Origin of the sequence: Paenarthrobacter sp. AR 02, from assembly GCF_021538675.1 — a bacterium.
GTDB lineage: Bacteria > Actinomycetota > Actinomycetes > Actinomycetales > Micrococcaceae > Arthrobacter.
The window spans coordinates 431,917-457,674 of the sequence record NZ_JAJUKH010000002.1; the positions used below are offsets into that span (position 1 = coordinate 431,917).

Sequence of the window (25,758 nt, forward strand, 5' to 3'; positions counted from 1 at the left end):
GCGAATCGGCGCAGGCCTCAGGCCAGGCGCCGGGCGCCGGCTGCCGGGGTTACGGTGAAAATGTCCGGTGCGGTGAAGCCCGCCTCTGCGAAGGAACGCACGACGGCGTCACGCACCTGCTGCTCCTGGCCCACCGGAGTCAGGGCAATGGCCGAGCCGCCGAAACCGCCACCGGTCATGCGGGCACCAATGGCGCCGGCGGACCGGGACGTGTCCACGGCGAGGTCCAGCTCCGGGCAGGAGATCTCGAAGTCATCCCGCATGGAGACATGGCTGGCATCCAAGAGCGCGCCGATGGAGGCAGGACCCTGGGTGCCAAGGATTTCCACGGTTTGGAGGACCCTGTCGTTTTCAGTGACCACGTGGCGGACCCGTCGAAGGGTGGTTTCGTCCAGCAAACCGGACGCCTCCTCCAAACGCTCCACACCGACGTCGCGCAGTGCTTTGACACCGAGGATCTCGGCACCCAACTCGCACGACGCCCGCCTGGAGGCATAACCGCCGTCGGCATGGGAATGCGACACTTTCGTATCGATGACCAGCAGGACCAAACCTGAAGCCTCGGCATCGAAGGGGACCAGCTCCACGTGCTGGTCGCGGCAGTCCAGGAAGACGGCCTGACCCTTGGCTCCCCGCAAGGAAGCCGACTGGTCCATGATTCCCGTGGGCGCGCCAACAAAGACGTTCTCTGCACGCTGGGTAGCCAAGACCAGTTCCTCGGCGGCTAAGCCTGCTCCCGTGAGCTCGTTGAGGGCGGAAATGACGGCGCACTCAATGGCGTGGGAGGAAGAAAGGCCGGCGCCCAGGGGAACATCGGAGTCGAGGAGCAGGTCGAATCCGGGGACGTTCACGTCCCGGTCCTTCAAAGCCCAGGCCACCCCCAGCGGATACCGCGACCAGCCTTGGCCTGAACCCGGCTCCAAGCCGTTGAGCTCCGCCTCCACGAGGCCGTGGCCACCGAACGTGGAGAGCATCCGCACCGTGGAATCGTCGCGGACACGCAGGGCCACTTTTGCTGTCTTGTCGATCGCGAAGGGCAGGACAAACCCTTCGTTGTAGTCGGTGTGCTCGCCGATGAGGTTGACCCGGCCGGGAGCCTGCCACACGCCGTCGGGAGCGGCTCCAAACACTTCCTGGAAGCGGGCGGCGAGGACGCTGGTGTCGGTGGCTGTGCTCATGCTGGGGTGCCTTCCAGGGTTTTGGCGGAGGCCGGTGCGGCAACGTTGCGAAGCCGCTCAGCGACGGCCTCCGGCGTAATGTCATTGATGAACGCTCCCATGGCCGCTTCTGAACCGGCCAGGTACTTGAGCTTATCGGCCGCGCGGCGGGGCGAGGTCAACTGCAGGTGGAGTTGGCCCGCCGGGCGCAGGGCCGGATCCAACGGGGCCTGGTGCCATGCGGAGATGTACGGCATGGGTGTTGGGTAGAGCGAGTCCAACCGCTTCAACAGGTCAAGGTAGACGTGCGACAGTTCGTCCCGTTCTTCCCCGGTCAGTGCAGCCAAATCAGGGACGCTGCGGTGCGGCACCAAGTGGATCTCCAGGGGCCAGCGCGCAGCGAAAGGGACGTAGGCGCTGAAGTGCTTGGCCTCCAGGACCATCCGGCTTCCATCTTCACGTTCGGCTTTGAGGAGCGAGGCCGCCAGCGTTTCCTTCGCGTCGACGTCGTCGTAGTACTTGCGGGCGACGGCGCCCAGCTGGGCGGCGCGGGGCGTCACGTAGGGGTAGGCGTAGATCTGGCCGTGGGGGTGGTGCAGGGTGACGCCGATGTCCGCACCACGGTTTTCGAACGGGAAGACCTGTTTGATGCCGGGCAAGGCGCTCAGGGCTTCCGTGCGCTGGGCCCAGGCCTCGATCACGGTGCGGGCGCGCTTTTCACCCAGTTGGGCGAACGAGCCGGTGTGCTGCGGGGTGAAAGCCACCACTTCACAGCGCCCGTATGCCACCCCCTTGGTGCCGTGGCCGCTGAGGCCCGGTGCCGGCAGGGGAGGGATGTCACCCACTGCAGGGCCGAGCGACGGGAAACGGTTTTCGAAGACCACCACGTCATAATCTGGGGCTGCGATCTCGGAGGCGTTCGCAGGCGTGGTCGGGCAAATAGGGCACTGATCTGCAGGGGGCAGATGCGTCCGGGTTTGCCGATGGGCCGCTACGGCTACCCAGTCACCGGACAACGCGTCATACCTGACTTCCCCGGGCTCGCCTCGGGCAGGAAGCCCGCGGTGGTCAACCAGAGATTCGGGAGCTCGTTCCGGGGTTCCGGGGTCATCGAAATAGATCAGCTCTCGGCTGTCCGCGAGGCGGGTGCTGGTAATGCGACTCATGAATCCATCATTCCACAAGCAACCAAAAACGCATAGTTTCTAACAAAAGCAAACATTGCCGATCGGTCCGGACCTTCTGGGATGCAGTACGGTAATGCCATGCCTGCCTCATCTGCGCCCGTTGACCAAACCGACCAGCCAGCCTCCCGTCGATTCGCCACGGGCCGCCAATTCGAGATCCGCAGGGACGACGCGCTCGCCGTCATCACGGAGCTCGCGGCCGGCCTTCGCCTGTACTCGCGCAAGGGTATCCCGCTGACCGAAAGCTACGGCGATGACCAGATTCCGCCCGGCGCAACAGGCATCACCCTGGCTCCCTGGGCGAACCGCATCGAAGACGGTGTCTGGTACCTCGACGGAAAGAAACAACAGCTAGACATCACCGAAGCCTCCCGCAACAATGCCAGCCACGGCCTCCTCCGGAATACCGGATACACGCTGGTGGATGAGTCCGAGTTTTCCGTGACCCTGAAAGCCACCGTTTTCCCGCAGCACGGGTACCCGTTCCTGGCGCGGCACCAGGTTCGTTACGAGCTGGACGAAGCCTTGGACCTCCGCGTATCGCAGACCTTGCTCAACGACTCCCCATCAGCGGCCCCGTTCGTCTTGGGCGCCCACCCGTACCTGCGCATCGGCGACGTCGCGCCGGAGGACCTGTCGCTGACCGTCCACGCAGGAACCCGCCTTGTGGCCGATGACTGGCTCATCCCCAGAAGCGCCGCTGCGGCGGACGGAGAATACGACTTTTCCGCCGGGAGCACAGTGGGCGGACTCCTGGTGGACGTCGCCTTGACGGACTTGGCGTTCGACGGCGGTGTGGCCCGCCACACGCTGACGGCAGCCGACGGCCGAAGTGTGAGCCTGGAGCAGGACGAAAGCTGCCAGTACGTGCACGTCTTCGTCACCGACACCTTCCCCGGCCGTACCAGGGCGGTGGCCCTGGAGCCCATGACTGGACCGGCCAACGCGTTCAACAGCGGCGACGGCCTGCGCTGGCTGGCCCCAGGCGAAGCATTCACCATGAACTGGGGCATCACGGCGTCCCTTTAGCCCGGCCCTGCCACGGCGCGGGTCGGTTTCCCATACGGCGCGGGCTGCGGAAGTATAGGTTCATGACGCCAACACCGGACGCCAGATCACGTTCTGACCGCCAAATCGCCGAAGACATTCCCTACGGGGTGCGCATTGCCGCCGCGTGGTCGTGGCGGGCAGGTTTGATCCTGCTCATGATCGGCGCGCTCGTGTGGCTGCTGGGCAAGGTCAGTTTCCTCATCATCCCCGTGATGGTGGCAGCCCTCCTGGCGGGCTTGCTTTATCCGGTGGTCGCTTGGCTGCGTCAACGGAGCATGCCCAACGGTGCTGCCGTAGCTGTCACGGTCCTGGGTTTCATCGGCGTGATCGTGGGTGCCTTGGCCCTTGTGGGCAGGCAACTGATATCCGGCTTCGGCGAGCTTTGGCAAGAGGCCCTGATCGGAATCCAGCAGATCCAGACGTGGCTGGCAGATGGGCCGCTCCATCTCACGGCCGACCAGATCGACCAATACATTGCCGATGGTGCCAATGCCCTGCAGAACAACAGCAGCAGCATCCTGAGCGGTGCCCTGTCCTTTGGCAGCACCGCCGGGCACTTTGCGGCAGGCCTGGTCCTGGCACTGTTTATCCTCATCTTTTTCCTGCTTGAAGGCAGCCGGATCTGGGGATTCCTGGTCCGTCTGTTGCCCAAGACGGCACGCCGGGCCACGGACGGCGCAGGCCGCCGCGGCTGGACCTCGATGGTCAGTTACGTCCGCATCCAGATGTTCGTCGCGTTCGTGGACGCAGTGGGCATTGGTGTGGGTGCCGCCATCATCCAGGTTCCGCTTGCCCTGCCCCTCGCCGTCCTGGTGTTCATTGGATCCTTTATCCCCGTGGTGGGCGCCCTGGTCACTGGTGCCATCGCCGTGCTGCTGGCACTGGTAGCCAACGGACCCATCAACGCGCTGATCATGCTGGCCATCGTCCTGCTTGTCCAGCAGCTCGAAAGCCATATCCTCCAGCCGCTGGTGATGGGCAAGGCCGTAGCCCTCCACCCGGTGGCCGTGATCCTCTCGGTGGCCGCAGGCTCCTACCTGGCAGGAATTCCGGGCGCGCTGTTCGCGGTGCCGTTGCTCGCCGTAGTAAACACGGCAGTTCGCTACATTGCGGGCCGGACGTGGGAACATGATGAAGTACTGGGCGGCGTGGAGCTCCAGCAGGGCACTGCTGCGACGGTCCCGGACGCGGACGCCAACTTCAAGGACGTCAGCGTCCAAAAGCCCCCATCCCGGGCCGGTAACGGCGTCGGTGGCAAGACCAAGGTTTCAGGGAGCACCTCTGCGGAGGACCCTGCGGCCAACATCAACAAAGGAGAATAGTCAGTGAATACCCTCGAAACCCTGCCCGTCACGCTGGACGATGTCCTCAAGGCGCAGGAGTTGCTCGAGGGCATTATTACCAAGACTCCAGTGGAGTCGTCCCGCGCGCTGGGCAGCCTTGTAGGCGGCAACGTCTTTTTCAAGTGCGAGAACCTCCAGCGTGCCGGCTCCTTCAAGGTCCGTGGCGCGTACGTCCGGATGGCCCGCCTGACGGACGACGAGAAGAAGCGCGGAGTCGTAGCGGCGTCCGCTGGAAACCACGCCCAAGGCGTGGCCGTGGCAGCAAAGAGCCTGGGCATCAACGCCAGGATCTACATGCCGCTGGGTGTCGCACTGCCAAAGCTCGCAGCAACCCGCAGCCATGGCGCTGAGGTAGTCCTGCATGGGCACAACGTGGATGAGGCATTGGCCGAAGCCCAACGCTATGCCAACGAAACCGGCGCGGTGTTCGTGCACCCCTTCGACAACGTGGACGTCGTCGCCGGGCAAGGCACCATTGGGCTCGAAATCCTGGACCAGATCCCCAATGTGGACACCATCCTCATGGGTGTTGGCGGTGGTGGGCTCCTGGCTGGCGTGGCGTTGGCCATCAAGGCCCGGGCCAAGGTACTTTGCCGGGAAATCCGGGTCATCGGCGTGCAGGCGGAAAACGCATCCGCATACCCTCCCTCCCTTGCAGCAGATGCACTGGTGCCGCTCAAGAAGGTCACTACGATGGCGGACGGTATCGCCGTGGGACGCCCGGGCCAGCTTCCGTTCAGCATCATCCGGGAACTCGTCGACGACGTCGTCACCGTCAGCGAAGACTCGTTGGCCCGCGCCCTGATCTTCCTGCTCGAACGGGCAAAGATGGTGGTTGAACCTGCCGGTGCCGTCGGAGTAGCCGCACTGATGGATGGCAAGATCGAAAACCCGGGGAACACCGCCGTCGTGCTTTCCGGCGGCAACATCGATCCGATGCTGATGCTCAAAGTCATCCAGCGAGGCCTGTCGGCCGCCGGCCGGTTCATGACGGTGCGCATGATGCTGGATGACCGTCCCGGTTCGCTGGCGACCATCGCGCGGATCATCGCCGAAAACGATGCCAACGTCACCGGACTCGACCACACCCGCCTGGGTGGATCCATCAGCATGGGCGATGTCTCCATCACCATCAACCTGGAAACCAAGGGCCACGAACACGGAGAACAGGTTCTCGGTGCGCTGCGTGCCGAGGGCTTCCAGCCGATCGTGGTGCACTGACAGAGGGGGCCATTGGTGCTCGGAATGCCCGAAGGGACGCCGGTAGAGGCGAAGGATTCGTTGGCCGGGCGGGCGAAGGGCGGCCTGTTGTTCATGGGCGGCTTCGTGATCCTGCTCTACGTCATCGAGGTTATTAACACGCTGATGCTTCACAGCCTCAACCGCACCTTTGGCCTGCGTTCCCGGACCCTGGATGGCGTCCTGGACATCCTGACGTTCCCGCTCCTGCACGCCAACTTCAATCACCTGCTCTCCAACACCCTGCCGCTGATCATCTTCGGATTCCTGGCGTTCATGTCCGGATTCCGTGTGTTCATCACCGCCCTGGCGTTCAGTTGGCTGGGTTCAGGATTGGCTGTGTGGCTTATCGGCGGGGGAGGGGTTACGGTGGGCGCCTCCGGGCTGGTCTTCGGACTCTTCGCATTCCTCCTGGTGCGGGGCTTCTTCAACCGCAACTGGTGGCAGATCCTGCTCTCCGTGGTGCTCTTCATGGCCTACGGCAGCATCCTTTTGGGGGTGCTTCCCACGGTCATGGGGTACATCTCCTGGCAGGCACACCTCGGCGGAGCTGTCGGCGGCGTGATTGCGGCCGTCCTGTTACGCCCTAAAGCGCAGCCCGCAGCAACTTTCTGACCGCCGGCAAGGTGGCAAAGGAAACGCCGGCCCGCCCCGGGAAGGGGCGGACCGGCGTCGTTGGTTAAAGGCGTTGCAGCTTAGCCGGCGTAGGGCTTCGCGGAAACGATCTCCACCGGGATTTCCTTGCCGTTGGGGGCAACGTAGCTCAGTTTCTCGCCCTCTTTGTGGCCGATGATGGCAGCGCCCAAGGGGGACTTTTCGCTGAAAACATCAATATCCGAATCCCCGGCGATTTCGCGGGAGCCGAGCAGGAATTTCTCTTCGTCGCCGGCAATGCGGGCAACAACCAGCATGCCGGGTTCAACGATGCCGTCGTCGGCAGGTGCTTCGCCCACCTGGGCATCGCGCAGAAGTACAGTGAGCTGACGGATGCGGGCCTCAATCTTGCCCTGCTCCTCCTTGGCTGCGTGGTAGCCGCCGTTCTCCTTGAGGTCGCCCTCCTGGCGGGCAGCTTCGATCTTCTGGACGATATCCGCCCGGCCAGCGCCGGAAAGGTGGTCCAGCTCAGCCGTCAAGCGATCGAATGCTTCCTGGGTAAGCCAAGCTGCAGTGGCGCTGTTGGTGGTAGACACGGATTTCTCCTCTTGATCTGACAATGCAAAAGACCCCGCCTAGGTGGCCACTCGTGGAACTCAGTAACCAACTTAACGGGGTGAAGGTTTCATCCATTGTAGTAAATCCTCTGGACGAACCCAAACCGGTTGAGTCGTGGGTCACACGATTGTTATTTTCCGCTGTCCACGATCCAGCAATTATCCACGACGCCGGACACCGCAGGGGACTCGGTCCGCAGGATGGTCCGCTGTACGGTGGTCCGGCCGCCATCGGCGCTCTGCTCGGTCTGGTTGGGACCGATTTCCACCACTTTCCAGCCCACTACGGCGAACTTGGAATCCATGGCCTTGATGGCGCACTTTGCCGTGGCGCCCGGACTCTTGGTGACCTGGTAGTCCACCTCTGCCTGGGTGCCATCCACCGTGCTGTACCCGATATCTTTGAAGGTGACGGGGGCTGTGGCCGAGGACGTTGCAACCCACGCCGCGAACGCAATACCGACGATCAGTGCCACGAGGACGATGATCCGCTTGGTTTTGCGGGTCATGGCGTGCTTTTGGCCGCCGTAGCGATTGGCTAGGCTGGTGCTTGCCGGTACGTGGGTGGCTGATAGGTCCTCTGAAGTCACCCATCCAGTTTAGTGCCGATCCCGGCGCCTGCTCACCGCCCACAAGTCCGTAACACAAACCCGTTATACGAAAGAGGAGCCGTCACGTGACAGCGTCCAGCAGTTCCGACCAGCAGCTGAGGCTGCTCGCCGTCCACGCCCACCCGGATGATGAGTCCAGCAAGGGCGCGGCGACCATGGCAATGTATGCCGCGGCCGGAGTGGACGTCATGGTTGCCACATGCACGGACGGCTCGCGGGGCGATATCCAGAATCCCGCCATGGAGGATGCTCCGCACCCCAAGCGCGACATGGCCGGTGCGCGGCGCCTGGAAATGGCGAACGCAGCGGCAGTCCTCGGTATCAAGCAACGGTGGCTGGGCTTCGTGGACTCAGGCTTGCCTGAAGGTGACCCGCTGCCTGCGCTGCCTGCAGGGTGCTTCGCCCTGCAGCCCTTGGAGCGGGCCACAGCGCCGCTGGTCCGCCTGGTCCGGAATTTCAAGCCCCACGTCATCCTCAGCTATGACGAAAATGGAGGGTACCCGCACCCGGACCACATCATGGCCCACAAGGTGGCTGTGGAAGCCTTTGAAGCCGCGGGCGATGCTGACCGGTACCCGGGGCTGGGGGAGCCGTGGGCGCCGAGCAAGCTCTACTACGACCGTGCCTTCAGCCCCGAACGCTTCCGGGCATTGCACTTCGCCCTGGAAGAGGCCGGCCTGCAGTCCCCGTATGCCGAGCGGCTCGCTGCTTGGCTGGAAGCCGACGCCGAGGGACACACCCCGCCGGTACCGGCCCACCAGACAACCACCCAGGTGGATTGCGGGGACTTCTTCGAGGCCCGGGACGACGCCCTGCGCGCTCACCGAACCCAAATCGACCCGCTGGGGTTCTTCTTCGCTGTGTCACCGGAGCTGCAGCGAAAGGTATGGCCGTGGGAGGACTACACCTTGGTCACGTCGCGGGTCCCGTCCGAACTGCCGGAGAAGGACCTCTTCGCGGGGATAAGATAGGAACGCCGCTAGTTTCTATCGCTCGTAGAAATTGCATCTGCTCCCATAGAAGGTTTGAACGTGCACCACTTGCTACTCGCCCTGACCGTTACCCCGTCGCCCGATCCTACGGGCACGCTGCGGCCTGGCCTGTCCGAGGATCAGGTGACGCCGGGTACTTGGGGCTTCGTCCTGACGGCCTTCATCGTGATCCTCACGACCTTCCTGATTGTGGACATGGTGCGGCGTATCCGCCGTGTCCGCTACCGGGCGCAGGTGGAGGAAGCCCGCATGGCTGCTGAGGCCGGCGACCAGGCGGACGAGAACGGCGACGCCGGGCCGGGTGCCCGCTGACGCAGTAGTCACTGACGCAGGGCTCCAGGTGGTCGATTCGGGCGGCTAGGCAGCCAGCTAGCTCAGTACTGCCATCATGATGGCGATGAAGTGTGCCGCGAAGGCCAGCACGGTGAAAGCGTGGAAGAGTTCGTGGAACCCGAAATGGGTGGCGCTGAAGTTTGGCCTTTTGATGCCGTAGAACACCGCTCCGGCGATATACAGCGCACCACCGACGCAGATGAGGACCGCCGCGGCGGCATTCGCCGCAAAAAACTGCGGCAGGTAGAACAGTGCGCCGCAGCCCAAGGCGATGTAGACGGGGACGTAAAGCCACCGTGGAGCTCCCGTCCAGAGGATCCGGAAAAGTACCCCGACTATTGCCCCGGACCACACGAGCCACAGCAAGGTGATGGCCTCGGAGCGTTCAAGGAGCGACCAGGCCAGTGGGGTGTAGCTGCCTGCGATCACCAGCATGATGTTGGTGTGGTCCAAACGTTTGAGGACCATCTTGACCCGGGGTGACCAGTTTCCGCGGTGGTAAACGGCGCTGACGCCAAAGAGCAGGAACCCTGTCAGCGCATAGATGGCCGAGGTGATTTTGCGGTCGGGCGTGGGTGCGACTGCCACCAAAATGATCCCGGCGGCCAACGCGAAAGGAGCGGCGACGGCGTGGATCCATCCACGCCAGTGGGGCTTGGTTTCGAGGAGCTCAGCCATGGTTCAAGAATAACTTACGTTCCGGTAAGTTACCGCAGGGTAACCGGCGTCGGAGGGATTTTGACCCGAGACTGCACCGGCTCGGCGGCTGGGGCGGGTAGCCTTGGATGTGCGTCGTCGTCGTACAAGCAAGGAAGTCAGGTGAGAGTCCGGTGGAGCTGCCCGGTTTCCTCTATGGCTTCTACGAGCGCAAGTTGCTGCGCTCACTCAAGCAGGACCAGATCCCGCGGCATATTGGTGTCATGGTGGACGGTAACCGCAGGTGGGCCCGCCAGTTCAACGCTCCAACGAGCCAAGGGCATCAGGCCGGGGCGGACAAGATCCACGAATTCCTGGGCTGGTGCCAGGAGCTCGGCGTCAAGGTCGTGACGCTCTACATGCTCTCCACGGACAACATGAACCGCTCCGGTGAAGAACTGGACCTGCTCATGGGCATTATTGCCAACACCATGGACCGCCTCGACGAGGACGAAGACGTCTCGGTCCACGCCATGGGTGCTCCTGAGCTGCTCCCGGACTACCTCGCCGAACGGCTCAACAAACTGACGTCCCGGACGCCTGTCCATGAAAAGATCCACGTCAACGTAGCAGTGGGTTACGGTGGTCGACGCGAAATTGTCGACGCCGTGCGGGAACTGCTGCACGATGCTGCTGCCAAGGGACGCTCCATGACGGAGGTCGCAGATGAACTTTCGGTGGACGACATTTCACGCTTCCTGTACACCCGCGGCCAGCCCGATCCGGACCTGGTGATCCGCACGTCCGGCGAGCAGCGGCTCTCCGGCTTCCTCATGTGGCAGAGCGCGTACAGCGAGTTCTATTTCTGCGAAGCCCTGTGGCCTGCTTTCCGCAAGGTCGATTTCCTGCGGGCGCTCAGGGATTATGCCGGGCGCCAGCGCCGCTACGGAACCTAGCCGCCGTCGGGTTCACCGAAAATTAACGAGACGGACATGCGACTTGCCGACGACGGATTGCGGAAATGAATGTGTCCGGGATTACGTTAATCCCATCAGCAGGCAAAACCGCCCGCTGATCGGGGAGGCCAGTACATGGAGCGGAACATCGCACCAGTTACATGGGAGGCCACGCCCGGCCTTCCGGCCGAGCCGCTTCACCATTAGGCCGGGCGACCGCCCGGGGCTGGAGTCGATGTGGCTATTTCTGAGCAACTGCCCGCAATGGTTTCCGACGGGGAAAGTGCAGCTACCTCTCGCGCCAAGCGCGTCCCACAAAAAGCGCGGACCGTCACGTCCGCCACAGGCCGCAGCTACGTGATCGACACGTCAGTCCTGCTTTCGGACCCACACGCGTTGTTGCGCTTCGCTGAACACGAAGTCATCGTCCCGATTGTTGTCATCAGCGAACTCGAAGGCAAACGCCACGACCCCGAACTGGGCTACTTCGCCCGGAAAGCGCTCAGGCTCCTGGACGACCTCCGGATCGAACACGGCGGTTTGGACCACCCCATTCCGATCGGGTCCGACGGTGGAATCCTCCGGGTGGAAATGAACCACATCTCCCCGGACGTCCTGCCGGCAGGGTTCCGCGGGGGAGACAACGACAGCCGTATTTTGGCGGTGGCGAAGAACCTGGCCAACGAAGGCCACAACGTTACGGTCGTCTCCAAGGATCTGCCCATGCGCGTCAAAGCGTCTGCCATGGGCCTGAATGCCGACGAGTACCGCAACGAGCTGGTCAAAGATTCCGGCTGGACTGGCATGGCCGAGGTGGAAGCCAACGACGACGAAATCACCACGCTCTACGGACACGAGCCCGTCTTCATCCCTGCCGCGGCCGAACTCCCGGTCAACACCGGGTTGGTCCTGCTCTCCAACCGGGGCTCCGCCCTTGGCCGCGTAGGGGCCGACAAGCAGGTCCGCCTGGTCAAGGGCGACCGCGACGTCTTTGGACTCCACGGTCGCTCAGCCGAACAACGGCTTGCCATCGACATGCTCATGGACCCGTCGGTGGGCATCGTATCGATCGGTGGCCGGGCAGGCACGGGTAAGTCGGCCTTGGCGCTCTGTGCGGGCCTGGAAGCCGTCCTGGAACGCCGCGAGCACCGGAAGGTTGTAGTGTTCCGGCCCCTGTACGCGGTGGGTGGCCAGGAGCTGGGCTACCTCCCGGGCTCCGAGTCCGAAAAGATGAACCCCTGGGCGCAGGCTGTGTTCGACACCCTGGGTGCCCTGGTCAGCCAGGAAGTGGTGGAAGAAGTCATGGACCGGGGCATGCTCGAGGTCCTTCCCCTCACCCACATCCGCGGACGCTCACTGCACGACGCCTTCGTGATCGTCGACGAAGCCCAGTCCTTGGAGAAGAACGTCCTGCTCACCGTGATGAGCCGGATCGGCCAAAACTCCAAGATCGTCCTTACCCATGATGTGGCCCAGCGCGACAACCTCCGCGTCGGCAGGCACGACGGCGTTGCGGCCGTCGTCGAGACGCTCAAGGGTCATCCGTTGTTCGGCCACATCACGCTGACGCGCTCCGAACGCTCGCCGATTGCTGCGTTGGTGACGGAGTTGCTCGAAGGGGCTGAAATCTAAGCGTTTCCTTGGTCTGGGCCGTGGTCCGGTTCGCCGGGCCACGGCCCTTCGCCGTCGCTTAGACACGGGCCATAGGGACGGTCTGCGGTCGCTGGGCGACCTGCGACGTCCGATGGCCCGCGATGCGCTCCTCTGCGAAGGACCGCGGCGCGGCTGGTGCCTCCCGTCAGAGGCCCAGGTACGTCTTCAGACCTTCGTGGCCTTGGACTTGCAGGGTCCAGTCCGGGCGTTTGAACGTGGTGGGGGTGAGCCTGACTTTTTGGACCTCTTCGACCTTCTCGCCCCATGCATGGCGGAAGGTGCCGTTGGGTTCGTAGCCCAGGCTTGTCGAGACCCCCAAGGACTGCTTGTTCCAGACGGCGGCCTCGGACTCGGCGATCTCCGCGTTCAGGTAGTCAAAGGCATAACCGACGACGGCGGAACGCATCTCCTTGCCGAAGCCGCGGCCCTGCGCGGACTGCTTGAGCCATGAGCCTGTGCTGACTGTCCTCAGGGTGGCGAAGTCTTTGGCACCAAGGTCCTGGACGCCGAGGAACTCTTCCTCGTGCCAGACGGCGAGCAGCAGGGTCCACGAATCCGGCGTGAAGTTGGCACGGCACCGCCAATACCACTGGGCCATATTGGGTGCCAGTTCTTCCTCCGGCAGTGCGGCCCACGGGGTGCTGAACGGGCTCTTGCCGGCCTCGTGGATACCGGAGCGGGCGGCAGCCACAGCGGAGGGGATATCCGCGTCCATAACGGCGCGCAGGGTGAGCCTCGGGGTGGTGAGGATGAGTCCGAACGGGGGCCAGATGTTTGCCAGCGATGTCATCGCCGTAGCTTAGCCCGTCGGCAATGCGTGGGCGAGTCAAGCGCTCGGATCAGGCGGCGGGGCCGATGTCCCAGGGAATGTGGCGCCTCACGTCGGTGAGGTTCATGGATTCCGCAAGGAAGAGATCGTCCAGCATGTACTCATCGACTCCCAGGATCCGGAGCCAGTGGCCCTTGCCGGATGTCTCCCCGTCGAGGCTCTGGCTGGCAACACAAACTCCCGTGCCGACGTCGATCCTCAGCAGTGTCCGGCCAGGGTGGACCAGCGGCTCCTTGGGGTCCGAGGGGACGTAGGTCCGGCTGGGCGTTACTATCGTTTCCAGTGCCGGCCGGCCCTCATGGTCCACCTCCCGCGGCTCGTCCAGGAACACCCTGTTGGTATCGGGAAATTCGATCGGGACCGGAGCGTTACCGGCAAGTTCCACGGGGTCGAGCGCAGCGGCGAGCCGGCCATTGCCAAACGCAGGCTCGCCGTAGGCTGCCTCGGGGCGCCGCCGGACCAGACCAGCGTCGTCATAGACCGGCGTGACAAGGTGCGGCGGGAGCAGCCACGAACGGCGCGTAGCGCTGACGTAGAAGTCATCCCGGGAATCGTTGATGCCTGTGGTGCTGTGCAGCAACTGGCCGTCTGGAGTTTCAAGACGGAGGGCACCCGGACGGCGAAGCCATGCCCGGACCATGGTGGCCCCGGACCCTGGCCGCTCAAGATATTCGAAACGGAGGGTGGTCCACTTCCACGGCGAAGAACGGCAAAGATTCCGGAATGTGGAGGACAAGTCAGAAGCCTGTCCGCCTGCACTGAAGCGCCCCATATCCACAGTTTACCCAGCCGTCCACGCGGTCCGGGAAGCCAAAGCGGGATAGCATCACGAAGTGATCCGACGGCTCTCTGACCTCTGGGACGACAACCCGCTGGCCTTCTGGCTGGCAGCAGTGGCATGCCTGTATTTCCTGGTGATGGCCGTGCGGCTCACAGTGATAGACGTCCGGAGCCACCTGCTGCCCAACCGCATCGTGTTCCCGTCCTACGCAGTGGCCGGGTTGCTCCTGCTGGGGGCAGCCCTCGCAGCATCCATTGCCGGCATCGACCCGCATCCCACAGGCGACCTTCTTGGAGTTCCTGGCCTCGGCGTACTTACCGGGGGAGTTGCGCTCTGGCTGTTCTACTTTGTGCTCCGGCTGATCCACCCGCCCGGGATGGGATTCGGGGACGTCAAACTCGCGGGGGTACTTGGCCTGTACCTGGGGTACCTGGGATGGGCGCACCTCTTTGCCGGAACGTTTGCGGCATTCGTGCTGGGTGGGCTGTGGAGCGTGGCCATCCTGTTGAGCCGGAAGGGAAACCTGCGCTCGGCTATTCCCTTCGGACCGTTCATGCTGGCTGGTGCCGCGGCCGCCATGGTGCTGTTGCCCGCCTAAGGCTAGCCTGTCAGCAAAGACAACGGGCCTTGATGACTAAAGAAGACTGAGACCTGCTGAGGAGGATGCTGGGACAATGGGTGCACCCGAGTTCGTGCTCAAACTAAGGGAAAAGATCGGCAACGATGCCCTCTGGCTGCCCGCCGTCCGCGGAGTGGTCTTCAACGATGATGGACGGGTGCTGCTGGGCCAACGTGCCGACAATGGCCACTGGGCGCTCATCACCGGCATGCTGGAGCCCGGGGAACACCCTGCACCCGGTTTGGTGCGGGAGATCTTCGAGGAAACGGCGGTAGTGGCACGGACCGAGCGAATCATCGGTGTAGGAGTCGTGGGGCCAATAACGTTCCCGAATGGCGATGTCTGCGACTTTTTGGACATCACGTTCCGCTGCAGGTACGTGTCAGGAGAAGCGCGGGTCAACGACGACGAATCCCTTGCCGTCGGCTGGTTCAGCCTGGACGAACTCCCCGAAATGAGCGCAGGGAACCTTGAAGCCATCAGGCTTGCCACGGAGCCCGAAGGCCCCGTGGCATACCAACCGGAGGATGAGGACTACTGACGCCCAGCGTCCGCGGTGGGACGATCGTCATCGAGCTCTGCGGAAGCCGCCAGGCTGGCTTCGAGCTGCGCAGTCTCCAAGCGCTCCGCTTCAAGCCTCTCAGCCTCGGCGCCACCCACGGCCTCTCCACGGGCCACCATTCCCGCGGTGTCAGAGAGGGGAATCTGCTTCAGTGTGATGGCCAGGAGCAGTGCGATGGCGATGAAGGGCACGAGGTACCAGAACACGGGGGCCAGGGAGTTCGCATAAGCGTTGACGATCGCGTCCCGCAGTTGCTCAGGCAGTTGTGCCAGAGCCTGCGGATCCAGGGTGCTGGTGGACTGGGACGCTTGTTCAGTTGACGCGCCTGCGCCCTTGAATGCGTCCGTCAGGGACTCTGCCAGGCGGTTGGTGAAGATCGAACCGAACACTGCAACACCCAGCGAGGCACCCACTTCACGGAAGTAGTTGTTGGTGCTGGTCGCGGTACCGATTTGGTCAGCCGGAACGGAGTTCTGCACCACCAGCACGATGACCTGCATGATGAGGCCCAGACCTGCACCGAAGATGAAGAGCTGGACGCAGATCACCCAGATAGGCGTGGCAGCGGTCAACGTGGTCAGCCACAACATGGCCGCAATGGTCAACGACGCACCCAGGATGGGGAACATCTTGTACTTGCCGGTCTTGGAAATGCGGATACCGGAGTAGATGGAAGTGCCCATCAGGCCCACCATCATGGGCAGCATCAGCAGGCCGGATTCGGCAGCGGACGTCCCGGAGGACATCTGCAGGAAGGTGGGCACGAAGGCGATTGCCGCGAACATGCCCAGGCCCAAGGTGAATCCGATGGCCGTTGCATTGATGAAGATGGGGTTCTTGAAGAGGCTGAGCGGAATGATCGGGTCCGCCGCGCGGCGTTCAGTCATCACGAAAGCCACTGCTGCCAGGACCATGCCCGCGCCGAAAGCCCAGGTGAGCGGGGAATCCCAGCCTTCATCCTTCTTGCCGCCAAAGTCGGTGAAGAAGATCAGGCAGGTGGTGGCTGCGGAAAGGAAGACGACACCGAGGATGTCGATCTTCTTTTCGGCCTTCTTGTTTGGCAGCGTCAGGGTAAACCAGGCGGTGATGAAGGCGGCGATCCCAATGGGGATGTTGATGTAGAAGGCCCATTCCCAGGTGAGGTGGTCCACGAAGAAGCCGCCCAGGAGGGGGCCTGCAACGGCGGAGAGGCCGAAGATCGCGCCCAGGGGTCCCATGTACTTTCCGCGTTCCTTGGCAGGAACAATGTCAGCGATGATGGCCTGCGACAGGATCATCAAACCGCCGCCACCCAATCCCTGAATGGCGCGGAAGATCACGAAGCCCCAGAAATCCGTGGCGAACGCGCAGCCCACGGAAGCCAGGGTGAACAGGGCGATCGCAACCAGAAACAGGTTTCGGCGCCCAAGGATGTCACCGAACTTGCCATAAATGGGCATCACGATGGTGGTCGCCAGCAGGTAGGCGGTGGTGATCCAGGCCTGGTGTTCCACGCCGCCCAGCTTGCCCACGATGGTGGGCATGGCAGTGGAGACGATGGTCTGGTCCAGGCTGGACAAGAGCATGCCGGCGATGAGTGCGGAGAAGATGATCCAGATGCGTTTCTGGGTCAGCAGCAGTGGCTCTGCCGCTTTGGATAAGGTGCTCATGCGGGGTCCTTTGAGGTTTCAAGGGGGTTGGGTCCCAGCTGGTGGCTCGTGGCCAGCGGCTGGGCAAAGAGTTTGCGTGCGGCGTTCAGGTTCTGTTCGAGGATCGCGCGGTAGGGGCGGGTGTTGTCCTCTGAGAAGAACTGCTGTGCCGTCTTCTTCGAGACGGCCCCAAACAACACGGTGGCCGTCATGACTTCGGGATGATCGGGTTCCAGCCCTTCACGGGCGGCGACAAGCCCGGCGAATTGGCGCTCGCGGGCTTCCCCTTCAAGAGTGAGCCGGGCCAGGAGTTGGGGCTCGGCCGTGATGGCTGCGATGAACTGTTGAACCTCGGTGCGGCTGATGGATGAACGTTCCATCAAGGTCACGGTGAGGACATGCAGCGCAGCGAGGAGCGTTCCGGAAATGCTGTCCGGCGTTCGGGAAGAATTCCGGTTGAACGCCTCCAGCGCATCCGTCGGCAGCTCGTCCGAAAACGAACCGATCACAGCATCTTCCTTGGAATGGAAGTAGTTGAAGAACGTCCGGCGCGATATCCCGGCGGCTTCGCAGACCTCTTCGACCGTAAAACCGTTGAGGCCATGCTCGGCGGTCAAGGAACGTGCGACGGCGGTGATCGCCGTTCGCGTGGCAGCCCGCTTGCGCTCGCGGAGGCCGCCGTCGATATTTGCACTATTGCTCACAAAGTAAAGTTTTGCACTCTTGTATCAAGAGTGCAAAATCTTTTTCATGTGTCATCTCCCACACGAGGTTAAACTTTCGGGGACGACGACGGCCGGCACCCTTCGTGCGGAAGGGTACCGGCCGTCGTCGTACTTCAGGTGGTGAACCGGAAGGCTATGCCTTGTGGGCGGGGGACGTCATGGTGGTGACGTCCAGGGCCTTGTCGAGGTCAGCCTCGGAGACCTTGCCTTCACCCTCGCCAACGAAGCCGAGCTTCTCGGTTGCCTGGCGGATGGTCAGGCCTTCCTTGACGGCGATCTTGGCGATCTTGGCGGCGTTCTCGTAGCCGATGTACTTGTTCAGCGGCGTCACGATGGACGGGGAAGCCTCAGCGAGGAAGCGGGCGCGCTCCACATTGGCGGTAATGCCGTCGATCATCTTGTCAGCCATGACGCGGCTGGTGTTGGCCAGCAGACGGATGGACTCGAGCAGGTTGGCGGCCATGACGGGGATACCGACGTTCAGCTCGAAGGCGCCGTTGGTGCCGGACCAGGCGATGGCGGTGTCGTTGCCGATGACCTGGGCGCACACCATGATGGAAGCTTCGCAGATGACCGGGTTGACCTTGCCCGGCATGATGGATGAGCCGGGCTGGAGGTCCGGGATGGCAATTTCGCCGAGACCCGTGTTGGGGCCCGAGCCCATCCAACGGAGGTCGTTGTTGATCTTCATGAAGGAGATCGCGATGTTGCGCAGCTGGCTGGAGCCCTCGATCAGGCCGTCGCGGTTTGCCTGGGCTTCGAAGTGGTCGCGTGCCTCGGTCAGCGGAAGGCCGGTGTCGGCCGCCAGGAGTTCGATGACACGCTCCGGGAAGCCGGCCGGGGTGTTGATGCCGGTGCCCACGGCGGTGCCGCCAAGGGGAACCTCGGCGACGCGGGGGAGTGCGGCGTTGATGCGCTCAATGCCGTAGCGGACCTGCGCGGCGTAGCCACCGAATTCCTGGCCCAGCATGACCGGCGTTGCATCCATGAGGTGGGTGCGGCCGGACTTGACGACGTCCTTGAACTCAACGGCCTTGCGGTCCAGGGATGCTGCCAGGTACTCCAGCGCCGGGATCAGGTCATTGATCAGGGCCGAGGTGGCGGCAACGTGGACCGAGGTCGGGAAGACGTCGTTGGAGGACTGCGAAGCGTTTACGTGGTCGTTCGGGTGGACAACTTTGTCACTCCCGGCTGCTGCCAGCGCACGCGAAGCGAGCTCGGCGATGACCTCGTTGGTGTTCATGTTGGAGGAGGTACCCGAACCGGTCTGGAAGACGTCGATCGGGAAGTCGCCGTCGTACTTGCCGGATGCAACCTCATCGGCAGCTGCGGCGATGGCCTCGGCGAGCTCACCATCGAGCACCCCCAGTTCGGCGTTTGCCAGTGCGGCTGCCTTCTTGACGCGGGCAAGGGCTTCGATGTGGGTGCGCTCGAGCGTCTTGCCGGAGATCGGGAAGTTCTCCACAGCACGCTGCGTCTGGGCGCGGTACAGGGCGTTCACGGGGACGCGAACTTCGCCCATCGTGTCATGTTCAATACGGAACTCAGTGGTGGAAGTCATGGGGCTAGCTTATGGCGATTGGCCGCCTCACTGAAAACCCGGGGGACAGTGCTACGTGCCCCGGCCGTATGGCCGGGGCACGTCCAACTACAGCTCGCCGATGGCGGAAACAAGGGCCGCCTGGCCCTCGTCGAGCTTGTACGAAAGGCCGATGACGGCCACTCGACCATCCTCAATGGCGTCCGAAATCACACGCGAGCTGTCCGCCAGTCGCTCGGCAGTCTGCTTGACGTGTTCCACCACCATGTCGTTGACGTCTTCCTGGCCGTTGCGCTTGGCCGTGAGCACCGAGGGGGTGATGCGCTCCACGAGGTCCCGGATGAAGCCCGGCGGCATCTCGCCTGTTTCCACCGCGCTCTTGGTGGCCGTGACAGCTCCGCAGCTGTCGTGGCCCAGGATGGCGATCAGGGGAACCTTGAGTTCGCTGATGCTGTACTCGAGGGAACCCAGGACGGCATCGTCAATCACCTGCCCGGCCGTGCGGACCACGAAGGCATCGCCAAGGCCGAGGTCGAAAATGATTTCGGCCGCAAGCCGGGAATCCGCGCAGCCAAAAATGACAGCAAAAGGATTCTGGCCCTCAAGGAGTGAGGAGCGACGCGAGGCATCCTGGTTGGGATGGCGCGATTCGCCCGATACAAAGCGTTCATTGCCCTCGCGAAGGCGTTGCCAAGCCAGGGCTGGAGTCAGTTTAGTAGGCACCTTATTACCTTACGATGCAGGTGCGGCGCCCTGTGAAACTATTGCGCAGTTGGGCGCTGATCCTACGGCTTGGCTGACGCGGTGGGAGCCGGGGCCTGGTCGGCGGACTTAACGACGGCGGCTGCCAGCATTGCGAACTCGTCAAGGCTGGCTGTGCCGCTCAGGATCAGCGTGGTGCCGCGGTATTCCAGCACCATACTGCGCTTGTCCTTCCCGGAGTCCCGCAGTTCCCAGTCCTGGCCGCCTGCGTTGCGTGTACCGGTGACCGGCAGGTTGCCCGTCTGCTGCAAAATCCAGGTGGGGTTGGCCTGTTTGGTCTGGATGAGGCCGATGAAAGCCTCCTTGGGAGTCAGGTAGCCCACTTCCCAAGTGGGTACTCCGCTGCCCGTCCCGGACTCCCACCTGGCGTAGTTGGGAGTGAATGTGTCGCCGGTATCCGGGGTAACCGGTGTGAATCCCGCCACATCCGTGGCGTTCCTCGCAATGGATGCCACGTCCACAGGCGGCCTGAAGCCTTCGCCTTTCGGTGCCGGGTTCATCAAGACGATCGGAAGGAATGCCAGGACGCAGACCAGCAGCGCAATGACCATACCGATGACCGAAGCGTTGGCCCGCTTGGCAGCTTTCGCCGCGATGACGGGTTTGTACGGTGCATCCGGGGCGGTCTGGTCCTGGGTTTGGTTGGCCTCTGCAGCATCGGAAGGGTTGTCCGCTGCGGGCTTGTCCTGCGTTTCACTCACCACTCAATGATCCCTTATCGGAGCAGGGAACACACATCCGGGCACCTCACCACCGTTATTGCGGTCGGTGGTCATCCAACGACCCCAAGTGGATGCGGCGACTATGATCGTTGGTAGAGGAACCCCGGGTTGCCCCGTGCAACCATGTCCGGTCCCGTGAATCGTCACTCGAAGAAGAGGTTCAAGTGTCTCCTGCACCAATGACCCAGCAGTATTCCACGATTTCGCCGTCGCTCGCCGTCGGCATCGACGAACCCGACCGCAACCTTGCGCTTGAACTCGTCCGTGTCACCGAAGCCGCGGCAATTGCCGGTGGCCACTGGGTAGGTTTCGGCGACAAGAACAAGGCAGACGGCGCGGCCGTCGATGCGATGCGTTCGTTCCTTCACACCGTCCACTTCAATGGCGTCGTGGTGATTGGTGAAGGCGAAAAAGATGAAGCCCCCATGCTGTTCAACGGCGAACAGGTTGGTGACGGCACCGGCCCCGAGTGCGACGTCGCCGTGGACCCCATCGACGGAACCCGCCTCACCGCCCTCGGCATCAACAACGCCCTGGCAGTGCTGGCAGTTGCCGAGCGCGGATCCATGTTCGACCCCTCCGCCGTGTTCTACATGGAGAAGCTCGTCACCGGCCCTGAAGCTGCAGACATGGTTGACCTCCGCCTGCCGGTCAAGCAGAACCTGCACCTGATCGCCAAGGCCAAGGGCGTGAAGGTCAACCAGCTCAACGTCATGATCCTGGACCGTGACCGGCACCGTCCGCTCGTGGAGGAAATCCGCGAAGCGGGCGCGCGCACCAAGTTCATCATGGACGGCGATGTCGCCGGTGCCATCGCCGCAGCCCGTTCCGGGACCGGCGTAGATGCCCTCATGGGTATCGGCGGAACTCCGGAAGGCATCGTTGCCGCCTGTGCCATCAAGTCACTCGGCGGCGTCATCCAGGGCCGCCTGTGGCCGACGTCGGACGACGAGAAGCAGAAGGCCATCGACGCCGGGCACGACCTCGACCGCGTCCTGTCCACCAATGACCTCGTCACCTCGGACAACTGCTACTTCGCAGCGACCGGCATCACCGACGGCGACCTCCTCCACGGTGTGCGCTACCAGAAGGACCGGGTCCTCACGCAGTCCATCGTGATGCGCTCCAAGTCCGGGACCGTGCGCTTCGTCGACGCCGAGCACCACGCATCCAAGTGGGAGACGTACGCACGTAAGGCGTAATCCCCTCACCTAACAGAAGGACGGCGAGCATCGCTCGGCGGCTATCTCCTCGTTCCTCGTCGATTTGATGCCGCTGTCGCGATACTCGCCGTCCTTCTTTGTGTCAGGCGCAGATTACGGCTGGCGCGCGTTTTTGTGGGAAAGAGATGTTCAGCGGAGTTTGTCGCGGAGCTTCCTGGCCAGTTGGTAGGCGCTGTAGCGGAGTTTGTTCACCGGGAGGTCCCAGGTTCCGGGGTAGGAGACTTCGCGGCCTCCGAAGGATTTCTTGAAGGACGTGAAGCCGGCCCATTTGTGGTCCGGCTGGTCCTCCGGTGCCACGCCCCACAGGTCCACGTGCTTGAGGCCCTTTTCCTTGGCGTCGGCCATCAAAGTGACCAGAAGCGGGATCCCTGCGCTGAGTTTGCGGTGGGTGTCGTCCAAGGCAGCGTGGGCGTACACGCGGGTGTCCGACGAATCGTACGCGAAAGCAGCAGCGATCGGCTCTCCCTCCAACTCCGAAATGAACAGCGTTCCGGCGCCGGCGGGGAGCAAAGAAGCTGCCACCTGGGTGAGGTACTCATCGCTTTGGGGCTTGAAGCCGTTGCGGGCTGCGGTCAGGTGGAGGAAGTGCAACAGCACCGAAATGTCGGCGGGATCCTGGGAGGCCCGGAAGGTGACGCCCTTCTTGTGGATGTTCCGGTACAGGTTCCGGTTGGTCGGCTTCATCCCGGCCAGGACATCCTTGAAGTCACCCTCGAGGTCCACAATCCAACTCAGCTCGGGCTGCTGGTTGACCGGAGCGGGCCGAAAGCCGCGTGCGCGGAGGAGGGGACCGGCGTCGGACGCTGTGAAACCGGCGGCAGCGGGCTCCATCCGCACGAAGACCGCACGTTCCCTCTTGGCCAGGGCCACCAGGGCTTCCGTTGCGGCATCGAAAGCTTCCACCGACTCAGCGACCGGACCGTACGGGGAGTAGATGACCTTGCCCGCGGGGTTCTTCTCCTCGATGGCGAGGAAGCTCCAGCCCGGGCCCGACTGTTCATGGACGCGACGGCCCAAGGCACGCTGGACGTCGGCCCACGCTGGGGTTTGCAGGAAAAACTCCATGGATCAGTTCCCCAGCCCTGTGGTAACGGCGAAGGCGACACTGGTTTCCGTGGCACCCTGGATCGGGTGCACGTTCACGGGCGCCTCAATGTCCGGAATGAAGGCCGCGCCACCGCGCTGGAGCTGCAGATCGCTCTTGGGGGAATCCAGCAGTACCTCACCAGAGACCACCACGACGACGGCGGGCCCGGTCTGCGCCAGCGGCACCGGTTCTGCCCCGGGAGCAAGTTCAATGCGCTGCAGCTGGAACTCCGTGAAGGGCGGGCGATAGAGTTCCTGCCCGAATTCGGTGCCGCTCGCCTCGACACGGGGAACCCCCAGTGCCTCGAAGCGGACGGTCTTCAGCAGTTCCGGGACATCGACGTGCTTGGGTGTCAGTCCGCCACGCAACACATTGTCCGAGGACGCCATCACTTCCACACCCAGGCCATGGAGGTAGGCGTGGACGTTGCCGGCGGGCAGGTAGACCACTTCGCCGGGCTCCAGCGAAACGAGGTTCAGGAGGAGCGAAATGAGCACTCCAGGATCCCCGGGGAAGGCTTCGTTGATGTCCAGGAGCGCACCCAGCACGTCCCCATGGGGTTCCTTGGGTGCTCCCGAGCGGAGGACAGCTTCGACCTCGACAACGGCCTCCGAGACCTTCCTGCCACCCTCAATCAAGCGGGTAAAGGCTGCCTTTAGTGCTGCCGGTTCTTCGGACTGCCCCAGGTCGGCGATGACACCGGTGATGATGTCCGGGACATCCATGGCCGCGGAGTCCATGCACGCCGCAAGGTGCTCGAAAACCTGTCGTGCGGAGGCAGCGGACCTGAATCCGCACAATGCCCGGAACGGAGTCAACGCAAAGATCAGCTCCGGCTTGTGGTTGTCGTCCCGATAGTTCCGTTCAGCGGAATCGGCAGGCAGCCCGGCCGCGTTCTCACGCGCATAGCCCTCACGTGCTTGCTCGAGGCTGGGGTGCACCTGGAGGGACAGCGGTTGCTCTGCGGCCAGGATTTTGGTCAGGAACGGAAGCCGCGGCCCGAACGCTTCGAGGCTTTCACTCCCGAGGAAATGCCGGGGATTGGAGGCAATCAAAGCATCCAGCGGCTCGGTCACGCCGTTGGGGTGTATCGCCGTCGAGGGTGAATCCGGGTGCGCCCCAATCCACAGTTCCGCTTCCGGCCCGCCCGAGGCCGGCCGACCCAACAAGTCTGCGATCGCCGTCGTAGAACCCCAGACGTAGGGCCGCAAAACATTCTCAATCTGGTACACGGAAGAAGGTCCTTATCGTTGCGCTGGACGTGGTGGTTGAACGACAGCCGGGCTTAGAGCGGTGCGCATTGCCCGTTGGTGGCCACGAGGTCGCGGATGCCTTGCTCATCGCCCTGGGCCTTGAGGCCGTTCAACAACTCAATGGTGATGGGCGTGCCGTCCGGAGTGGTGGTCACCGGGGTGAAATCCGCCGACGGCGACGGCAGTTGGCTTGCCGGGAGGCGCGCCGGTACCGGGCCCGCGGCGGCGGCACCGGCAGGCGTGCCGGTGGGGGAGACGACGGCGTCATCCGCTTTGGGGCGGTTGGAGGACTTCAGGAGTTCCTGGACCTTGGAGTGGATCAGGTCAAAGTCGGGAACGGTGGAGAACGACGCATCGAAGTCCGGAGGTCCGATGGTCAGCCGTTTGACAGGCTGGTTCTTGGACTTCAGGGCAAGATCGACAAAGCTGCCGAGCTGGTTTGAAGAAATGTTCGAGTCCACCACTTTGGTGCCGGCGTTGGCGATGTCCTCGAACTTGGTCAGCAGGGTTGCAGGATCCAGTTGCTTGAGCATGGCCTGCTGCACGCACTGTTGGCGTGCGATCCGGGCGTAGTCGTCCACGAATTCGCGGGACCGTCCGTACCACAGGGCATGGAAGCCGTCCAGGTGCTGGTCACCGGCCGGGATCCAGCCGTCGGGCATGCCGTGGATACCGTGGGCCTCGTCAGTGACAGGGCCGCTGATAGGTACCCAGCCCCCGGCCTTGATGCGGATTCCGCCCATGGCGTCGATGAGTTTTGCGAAGCCGTCCATGTCCACCAGGACGTAGGCCTGCACCGTGATCCCCCAGGTTCCGGAAACGGCCTCAAGGGTGGCTTGTGCACCTGGGTCGGATACGCCCGGGTACAGGTTCTGGTAGTTGTTGGTGACCTCGGTGTTGACGGCGTTGATAAGGCATTCATCGCCGCAGTTGTAGCCGTCGGGGTAGATCTTGCGCATGGGCGAGCCCTCGCTGAACTGCGCATTCTGGAGGTTTCGGGGGACCGAGATGATGGCGCTTTCGCCCGTCTTCGCGTCGACACTGATGACCGAGAGGCTGTCCGGGCGACGGCCCGTCCGGTCATCGCCGGCGTCCCCGCCCATCATCAGGAAGTTGTAGCGCCCGTCCACGGGATCGATGGCGGGACCGGCGTCGAAGATGCTGCCGATCGCATTGCGGCTCACGTTCAGGACGTACGCGATGTAACCCAGGGAGCCACTGGCCACCACCGTGGATACGACCAGCACGACGGCGATGATGGGCCGCATCCCCGGCGCCAGGAGGTTGGGCCTGATGATCCTCAACGTGTTGAGGAACAGATAGGCCCAACCCAGCGCCAAGGCCACCAACACCACAATGACCAGCAGGGAACCAACAGGGTGCGTGGCGATGCTGAGCAGCAGGGTCCGGTTTACCAGGGCGATGACAAGGGTCAGCAGCGCCACGGCCCACACAGTCAGGGTGACGCGCAACGCCATGCGGCCCAGCTTGCGGTCGCCGGCAACGATCTGCGCGCTGCCGGGGATGAAGAGAGTCAGGAGTACCAGCACGAAGGCGCGTTTGGTCCGCACCGGAGCGCTGGCTCCAGCGGGGTAGCGGACAGGATCAGTCAGTGCGTTCCCCGGCTGATTCGGTGTCTTGTGCATGGTAGTCATCCGC

The 25,758-nt window shown here is 63.3% G+C and carries 26 protein-coding genes; 11 read left to right on the plus strand and 15 right to left on the minus strand.

Annotated elements, in window-relative coordinates; all coding sequences use genetic code 11:
- Positions 1 to 17: 17 nt before the first annotated feature.
- The gene (gene galK, locus LRQ04_RS08165; protein ID WP_235519300.1) at positions 18 to 1,178 is read right to left on the minus strand and encodes a galactokinase; all 1,161 of its coding nucleotides are present in this window, start codon (positions 1,176 to 1,178) and stop codon (positions 18 to 20) included.
- Positions 1,175 to 2,323 carry a galactose-1-phosphate uridylyltransferase gene (galT, locus tag LRQ04_RS08170; protein ID WP_235519301.1) on the minus strand — a complete coding sequence of 383 codons (1,149 nt, stop codon included), beginning with the start codon at positions 2,321 to 2,323 and terminating at the stop codon, positions 1,175 to 1,177. The genes galK and galT overlap by 4 nt, the downstream gene beginning before the upstream one ends.
- 99 nt (positions 2,324 to 2,422) lie before the next feature.
- Between galT and LRQ04_RS08175 the strand changes: the two genes are divergently transcribed.
- The 4 genes from LRQ04_RS08175 (at position 2,423) to LRQ04_RS08190 (ending at position 6,591) form a co-directional block, all read left to right on the plus strand.
- The gene (locus LRQ04_RS08175) at positions 2,423 to 3,373 is read left to right on the plus strand and encodes an aldose 1-epimerase family protein (protein WP_235519306.1); all 951 of its coding nucleotides are present in this window, start codon (positions 2,423 to 2,425) and stop codon (positions 3,371 to 3,373) included.
- Positions 3,374 to 3,435: 62 nt separating this feature from the next.
- The gene (locus LRQ04_RS08180) at positions 3,436 to 4,716 is read left to right on the plus strand and encodes an AI-2E family transporter (protein ID WP_235519307.1); all 1,281 of its coding nucleotides are present in this window, start codon (positions 3,436 to 3,438) and stop codon (positions 4,714 to 4,716) included.
- 3 nt (positions 4,717 to 4,719) lie between these two features.
- Positions 4,720 to 5,958 (plus strand): threonine ammonia-lyase, encoded by a 1,239-nt coding sequence (ilvA, locus tag LRQ04_RS08185; RefSeq protein ID WP_235519308.1) that lies wholly within the window; start codon positions 4,720 to 4,722, stop codon positions 5,956 to 5,958.
- 24 nt (positions 5,959 to 5,982) lie between these two features.
- Positions 5,983 to 6,591: a rhomboid family intramembrane serine protease gene (locus LRQ04_RS08190; RefSeq protein ID WP_235519309.1), complete on the plus strand. Its 609-nt coding sequence runs from the start codon at positions 5,983 to 5,985 to the stop codon at positions 6,589 to 6,591.
- 80 nt (positions 6,592 to 6,671) lie between these two features.
- On the opposite strand, the gene greA is transcribed toward LRQ04_RS08190, so the two are convergent.
- Together greA and LRQ04_RS08200 are read right to left on the minus strand one after the other, a co-directional pair.
- Positions 6,672 to 7,166 (minus strand): transcription elongation factor GreA, encoded by a 495-nt coding sequence (gene greA, locus LRQ04_RS08195; RefSeq protein WP_235519311.1) that lies wholly within the window; start codon positions 7,164 to 7,166, stop codon positions 6,672 to 6,674.
- 152 nt (positions 7,167 to 7,318) lie between these two features.
- Entirely contained in the window at positions 7,319 to 7,777 is a 459-nt protein-coding gene (locus LRQ04_RS08200) for a DUF4307 domain-containing protein (RefSeq protein WP_235519312.1), read from the minus strand.
- An 86-nt stretch (positions 7,778 to 7,863) separates the two neighbouring features.
- Between LRQ04_RS08200 and mca the strand changes: the two genes are divergently transcribed.
- Positions 7,864 to 8,769 carry a mycothiol conjugate amidase Mca gene (gene mca / locus LRQ04_RS08205; RefSeq protein ID WP_235519313.1) on the plus strand — a complete coding sequence of 302 codons (906 nt, stop codon included), beginning with the start codon at positions 7,864 to 7,866 and terminating at the stop codon, positions 8,767 to 8,769.
- 60 nt (positions 8,770 to 8,829) lie between these two features.
- The gene (locus LRQ04_RS08210) at positions 8,830 to 9,102 is read left to right on the plus strand and encodes a hypothetical protein (RefSeq protein WP_235519314.1); all 273 of its coding nucleotides are present in this window, start codon (positions 8,830 to 8,832) and stop codon (positions 9,100 to 9,102) included.
- A 57-nt stretch (positions 9,103 to 9,159) separates the two neighbouring features.
- On the opposite strand, the gene LRQ04_RS08215 is transcribed toward LRQ04_RS08210, so the two are convergent.
- Positions 9,160 to 9,801, minus strand: a complete 642-nt coding sequence (locus LRQ04_RS08215; protein ID WP_235519315.1) for a hemolysin III family protein — start codon at positions 9,799 to 9,801, stop codon at positions 9,160 to 9,162.
- A gap of 107 nt (positions 9,802 to 9,908) precedes the next feature.
- On the opposite strand from LRQ04_RS08215, the gene LRQ04_RS08220 reads away from it, so the two are divergent.
- Positions 9,909 to 10,715, plus strand: coding sequence for an isoprenyl transferase (locus LRQ04_RS08220; protein ID WP_235519316.1), 807 nt, complete (start codon positions 9,909 to 9,911; stop codon positions 10,713 to 10,715).
- A gap of 237 nt (positions 10,716 to 10,952) precedes the next feature.
- Positions 10,953 to 12,347, plus strand: coding sequence for a PhoH family protein (locus LRQ04_RS08225; protein WP_235519317.1), 1,395 nt, complete (start codon positions 10,953 to 10,955; stop codon positions 12,345 to 12,347).
- A 166-nt stretch (positions 12,348 to 12,513) separates the two neighbouring features.
- Here LRQ04_RS08225 and LRQ04_RS08230 read toward each other — a convergent pair whose 3' ends face one another.
- A complete protein-coding gene (locus LRQ04_RS08230) occupies positions 12,514 to 13,158 on the minus strand; it encodes a GNAT family N-acetyltransferase (RefSeq protein ID WP_235519318.1) in 645 nt (214 codons plus the stop codon).
- 49 nt (positions 13,159 to 13,207) lie between these two features.
- Positions 13,208 to 13,969 (minus strand): hypothetical protein, encoded by a 762-nt coding sequence (locus LRQ04_RS08235; RefSeq protein ID WP_235519323.1) that lies wholly within the window; start codon positions 13,967 to 13,969, stop codon positions 13,208 to 13,210.
- Positions 13,970 to 14,030: 61 nt separating this feature from the next.
- Between LRQ04_RS08235 and LRQ04_RS08240 the strand changes: the two genes are divergently transcribed.
- Positions 14,031 to 14,576 carry an A24 family peptidase gene (locus LRQ04_RS08240; RefSeq protein WP_235519324.1) on the plus strand — a complete coding sequence of 182 codons (546 nt, stop codon included), beginning with the start codon at positions 14,031 to 14,033 and terminating at the stop codon, positions 14,574 to 14,576.
- Positions 14,577 to 14,652: 76 nt separating this feature from the next.
- A complete protein-coding gene (locus LRQ04_RS08245; RefSeq protein WP_235519325.1) occupies positions 14,653 to 15,138 on the plus strand; it encodes an NUDIX domain-containing protein in 486 nt (161 codons plus the stop codon).
- Here LRQ04_RS08245 and LRQ04_RS08250 read toward each other — a convergent pair.
- The 5 genes from LRQ04_RS08250 to LRQ04_RS08270 form a co-directional block, all read right to left on the minus strand.
- On the minus strand, positions 15,132 to 16,808 hold the full coding sequence (locus LRQ04_RS08250) for an MDR family MFS transporter (protein ID WP_235519327.1): 1,677 nt from the start codon (positions 16,806 to 16,808) through the stop codon (positions 15,132 to 15,134). The two genes, LRQ04_RS08245 and LRQ04_RS08250, sit on opposite strands and share 7 nt — an antisense overlap.
- A complete protein-coding gene (locus LRQ04_RS08255; protein WP_235519329.1) occupies positions 16,805 to 17,491 on the minus strand; it encodes a TetR/AcrR family transcriptional regulator in 687 nt (228 codons plus the stop codon). Before LRQ04_RS08255 ends, LRQ04_RS08250 begins: the two co-directional genes overlap by 4 nt.
- 154 nt (positions 17,492 to 17,645) lie before the next feature.
- The gene (locus tag LRQ04_RS08260) at positions 17,646 to 19,073 is read right to left on the minus strand and encodes a class II fumarate hydratase (RefSeq protein ID WP_211713145.1); all 1,428 of its coding nucleotides are present in this window, start codon (positions 19,071 to 19,073) and stop codon (positions 17,646 to 17,648) included.
- Between the two features lie 87 nt (positions 19,074 to 19,160).
- Positions 19,161 to 19,775 (minus strand): carbonic anhydrase, encoded by a 615-nt coding sequence (locus LRQ04_RS08265; protein WP_235519330.1) that lies wholly within the window; start codon positions 19,773 to 19,775, stop codon positions 19,161 to 19,163.
- Positions 19,776 to 19,837: 62 nt separating this feature from the next.
- Entirely contained in the window at positions 19,838 to 20,515 is a 678-nt protein-coding gene (locus LRQ04_RS08270) for a DUF4245 domain-containing protein (protein WP_308194895.1), read from the minus strand.
- A 200-nt stretch (positions 20,516 to 20,715) separates the two neighbouring features.
- Here LRQ04_RS08270 and glpX point away from each other — a divergent pair, with 200 nt between their 5' ends.
- On the plus strand, positions 20,716 to 21,738 hold the full coding sequence (glpX, locus tag LRQ04_RS08275; RefSeq protein ID WP_235519334.1) for a class II fructose-bisphosphatase: 1,023 nt from the start codon (positions 20,716 to 20,718) through the stop codon (positions 21,736 to 21,738).
- A gap of 150 nt (positions 21,739 to 21,888) precedes the next feature.
- Here glpX and LRQ04_RS08280 read toward each other — a convergent pair whose 3' ends face one another.
- The 3 genes from LRQ04_RS08280 to LRQ04_RS08290 are packed head-to-tail and all read right to left on the minus strand — an operon-like array spanning position 21,889 to position 25,754.
- A complete protein-coding gene (locus LRQ04_RS08280) occupies positions 21,889 to 22,824 on the minus strand; it encodes a peptidoglycan bridge formation glycyltransferase FemA/FemB family protein (RefSeq protein ID WP_235519338.1) in 936 nt (311 codons plus the stop codon).
- Between the two features lie 3 nt (positions 22,825 to 22,827).
- Complete coding sequence (manA, locus tag LRQ04_RS08285) at positions 22,828 to 24,078, minus strand: mannose-6-phosphate isomerase, class I (protein ID WP_235519343.1); 1,251 nt, start codon at positions 24,076 to 24,078, stop codon at positions 22,828 to 22,830.
- A gap of 53 nt (positions 24,079 to 24,131) precedes the next feature.
- Entirely contained in the window at positions 24,132 to 25,754 is a 1,623-nt protein-coding gene (locus LRQ04_RS08290) for an LCP family protein (protein WP_235519346.1), read from the minus strand.
- Positions 25,755 to 25,758 lie beyond the last annotated feature (4 nt).

Bases quoted from the DNA above. Each gene is read 5' to 3' on its own strand.
- LRQ04_RS08260 (WP_211713145.1), bottom strand. From the start codon at position 19,073: ATGACTTCCACCACTGAGTTCCGTATTGAACATGACACGATGGGCGAA.
- LRQ04_RS08245 (WP_235519325.1), top strand. From the start codon at position 14,653: ATGGGTGCACCCGAGTTCGTGCTCAAACTAAGGGAAAAGATCGGCAAC.
- galK (WP_235519300.1), bottom strand. From the start codon at position 1,178: ATGAGCACAGCCACCGACACCAGCGTCCTCGCCGCCCGCTTCCAGGAA.
- LRQ04_RS08215 (WP_235519315.1), bottom strand. From the start codon at position 9,801: ATGGCTGAGCTCCTCGAAACCAAGCCCCACTGGCGTGGATGGATCCAC.
- LRQ04_RS08230 (WP_235519318.1), bottom strand. From the start codon at position 13,158: ATGACATCGCTGGCAAACATCTGGCCCCCGTTCGGACTCATCCTCACC.
- LRQ04_RS08180 (WP_235519307.1), top strand. From the start codon at position 3,436: ATGACGCCAACACCGGACGCCAGATCACGTTCTGACCGCCAAATCGCC.
- LRQ04_RS08280 (WP_235519338.1), bottom strand. From the start codon at position 22,824: ATGGAGTTTTTCCTGCAAACCCCAGCGTGGGCCGACGTCCAGCGTGCC.
- LRQ04_RS08250 (WP_235519327.1), bottom strand. From the start codon at position 16,808: ATGAGCACCTTATCCAAAGCGGCAGAGCCACTGCTGCTGACCCAGAAA.
- glpX (WP_235519334.1), top strand. From the start codon at position 20,716: ATGACCCAGCAGTATTCCACGATTTCGCCGTCGCTCGCCGTCGGCATC.
- LRQ04_RS08175 (WP_235519306.1), top strand. From the start codon at position 2,423: ATGCCTGCCTCATCTGCGCCCGTTGACCAAACCGACCAGCCAGCCTCC.
- LRQ04_RS08235 (WP_235519323.1), bottom strand. From the start codon at position 13,969: ATGGGGCGCTTCAGTGCAGGCGGACAGGCTTCTGACTTGTCCTCCACA.
- LRQ04_RS08220 (WP_235519316.1), top strand. From the start codon at position 9,909: ATGTGCGTCGTCGTCGTACAAGCAAGGAAGTCAGGTGAGAGTCCGGTG.
- LRQ04_RS08290 (WP_235519346.1), bottom strand. From the start codon at position 25,754: ATGACTACCATGCACAAGACACCGAATCAGCCGGGGAACGCACTGACT.
- LRQ04_RS08190 (WP_235519309.1), top strand. From the start codon at position 5,983: ATGCCCGAAGGGACGCCGGTAGAGGCGAAGGATTCGTTGGCCGGGCGG.
- galT (WP_235519301.1), bottom strand. From the start codon at position 2,323: ATGAGTCGCATTACCAGCACCCGCCTCGCGGACAGCCGAGAGCTGATC.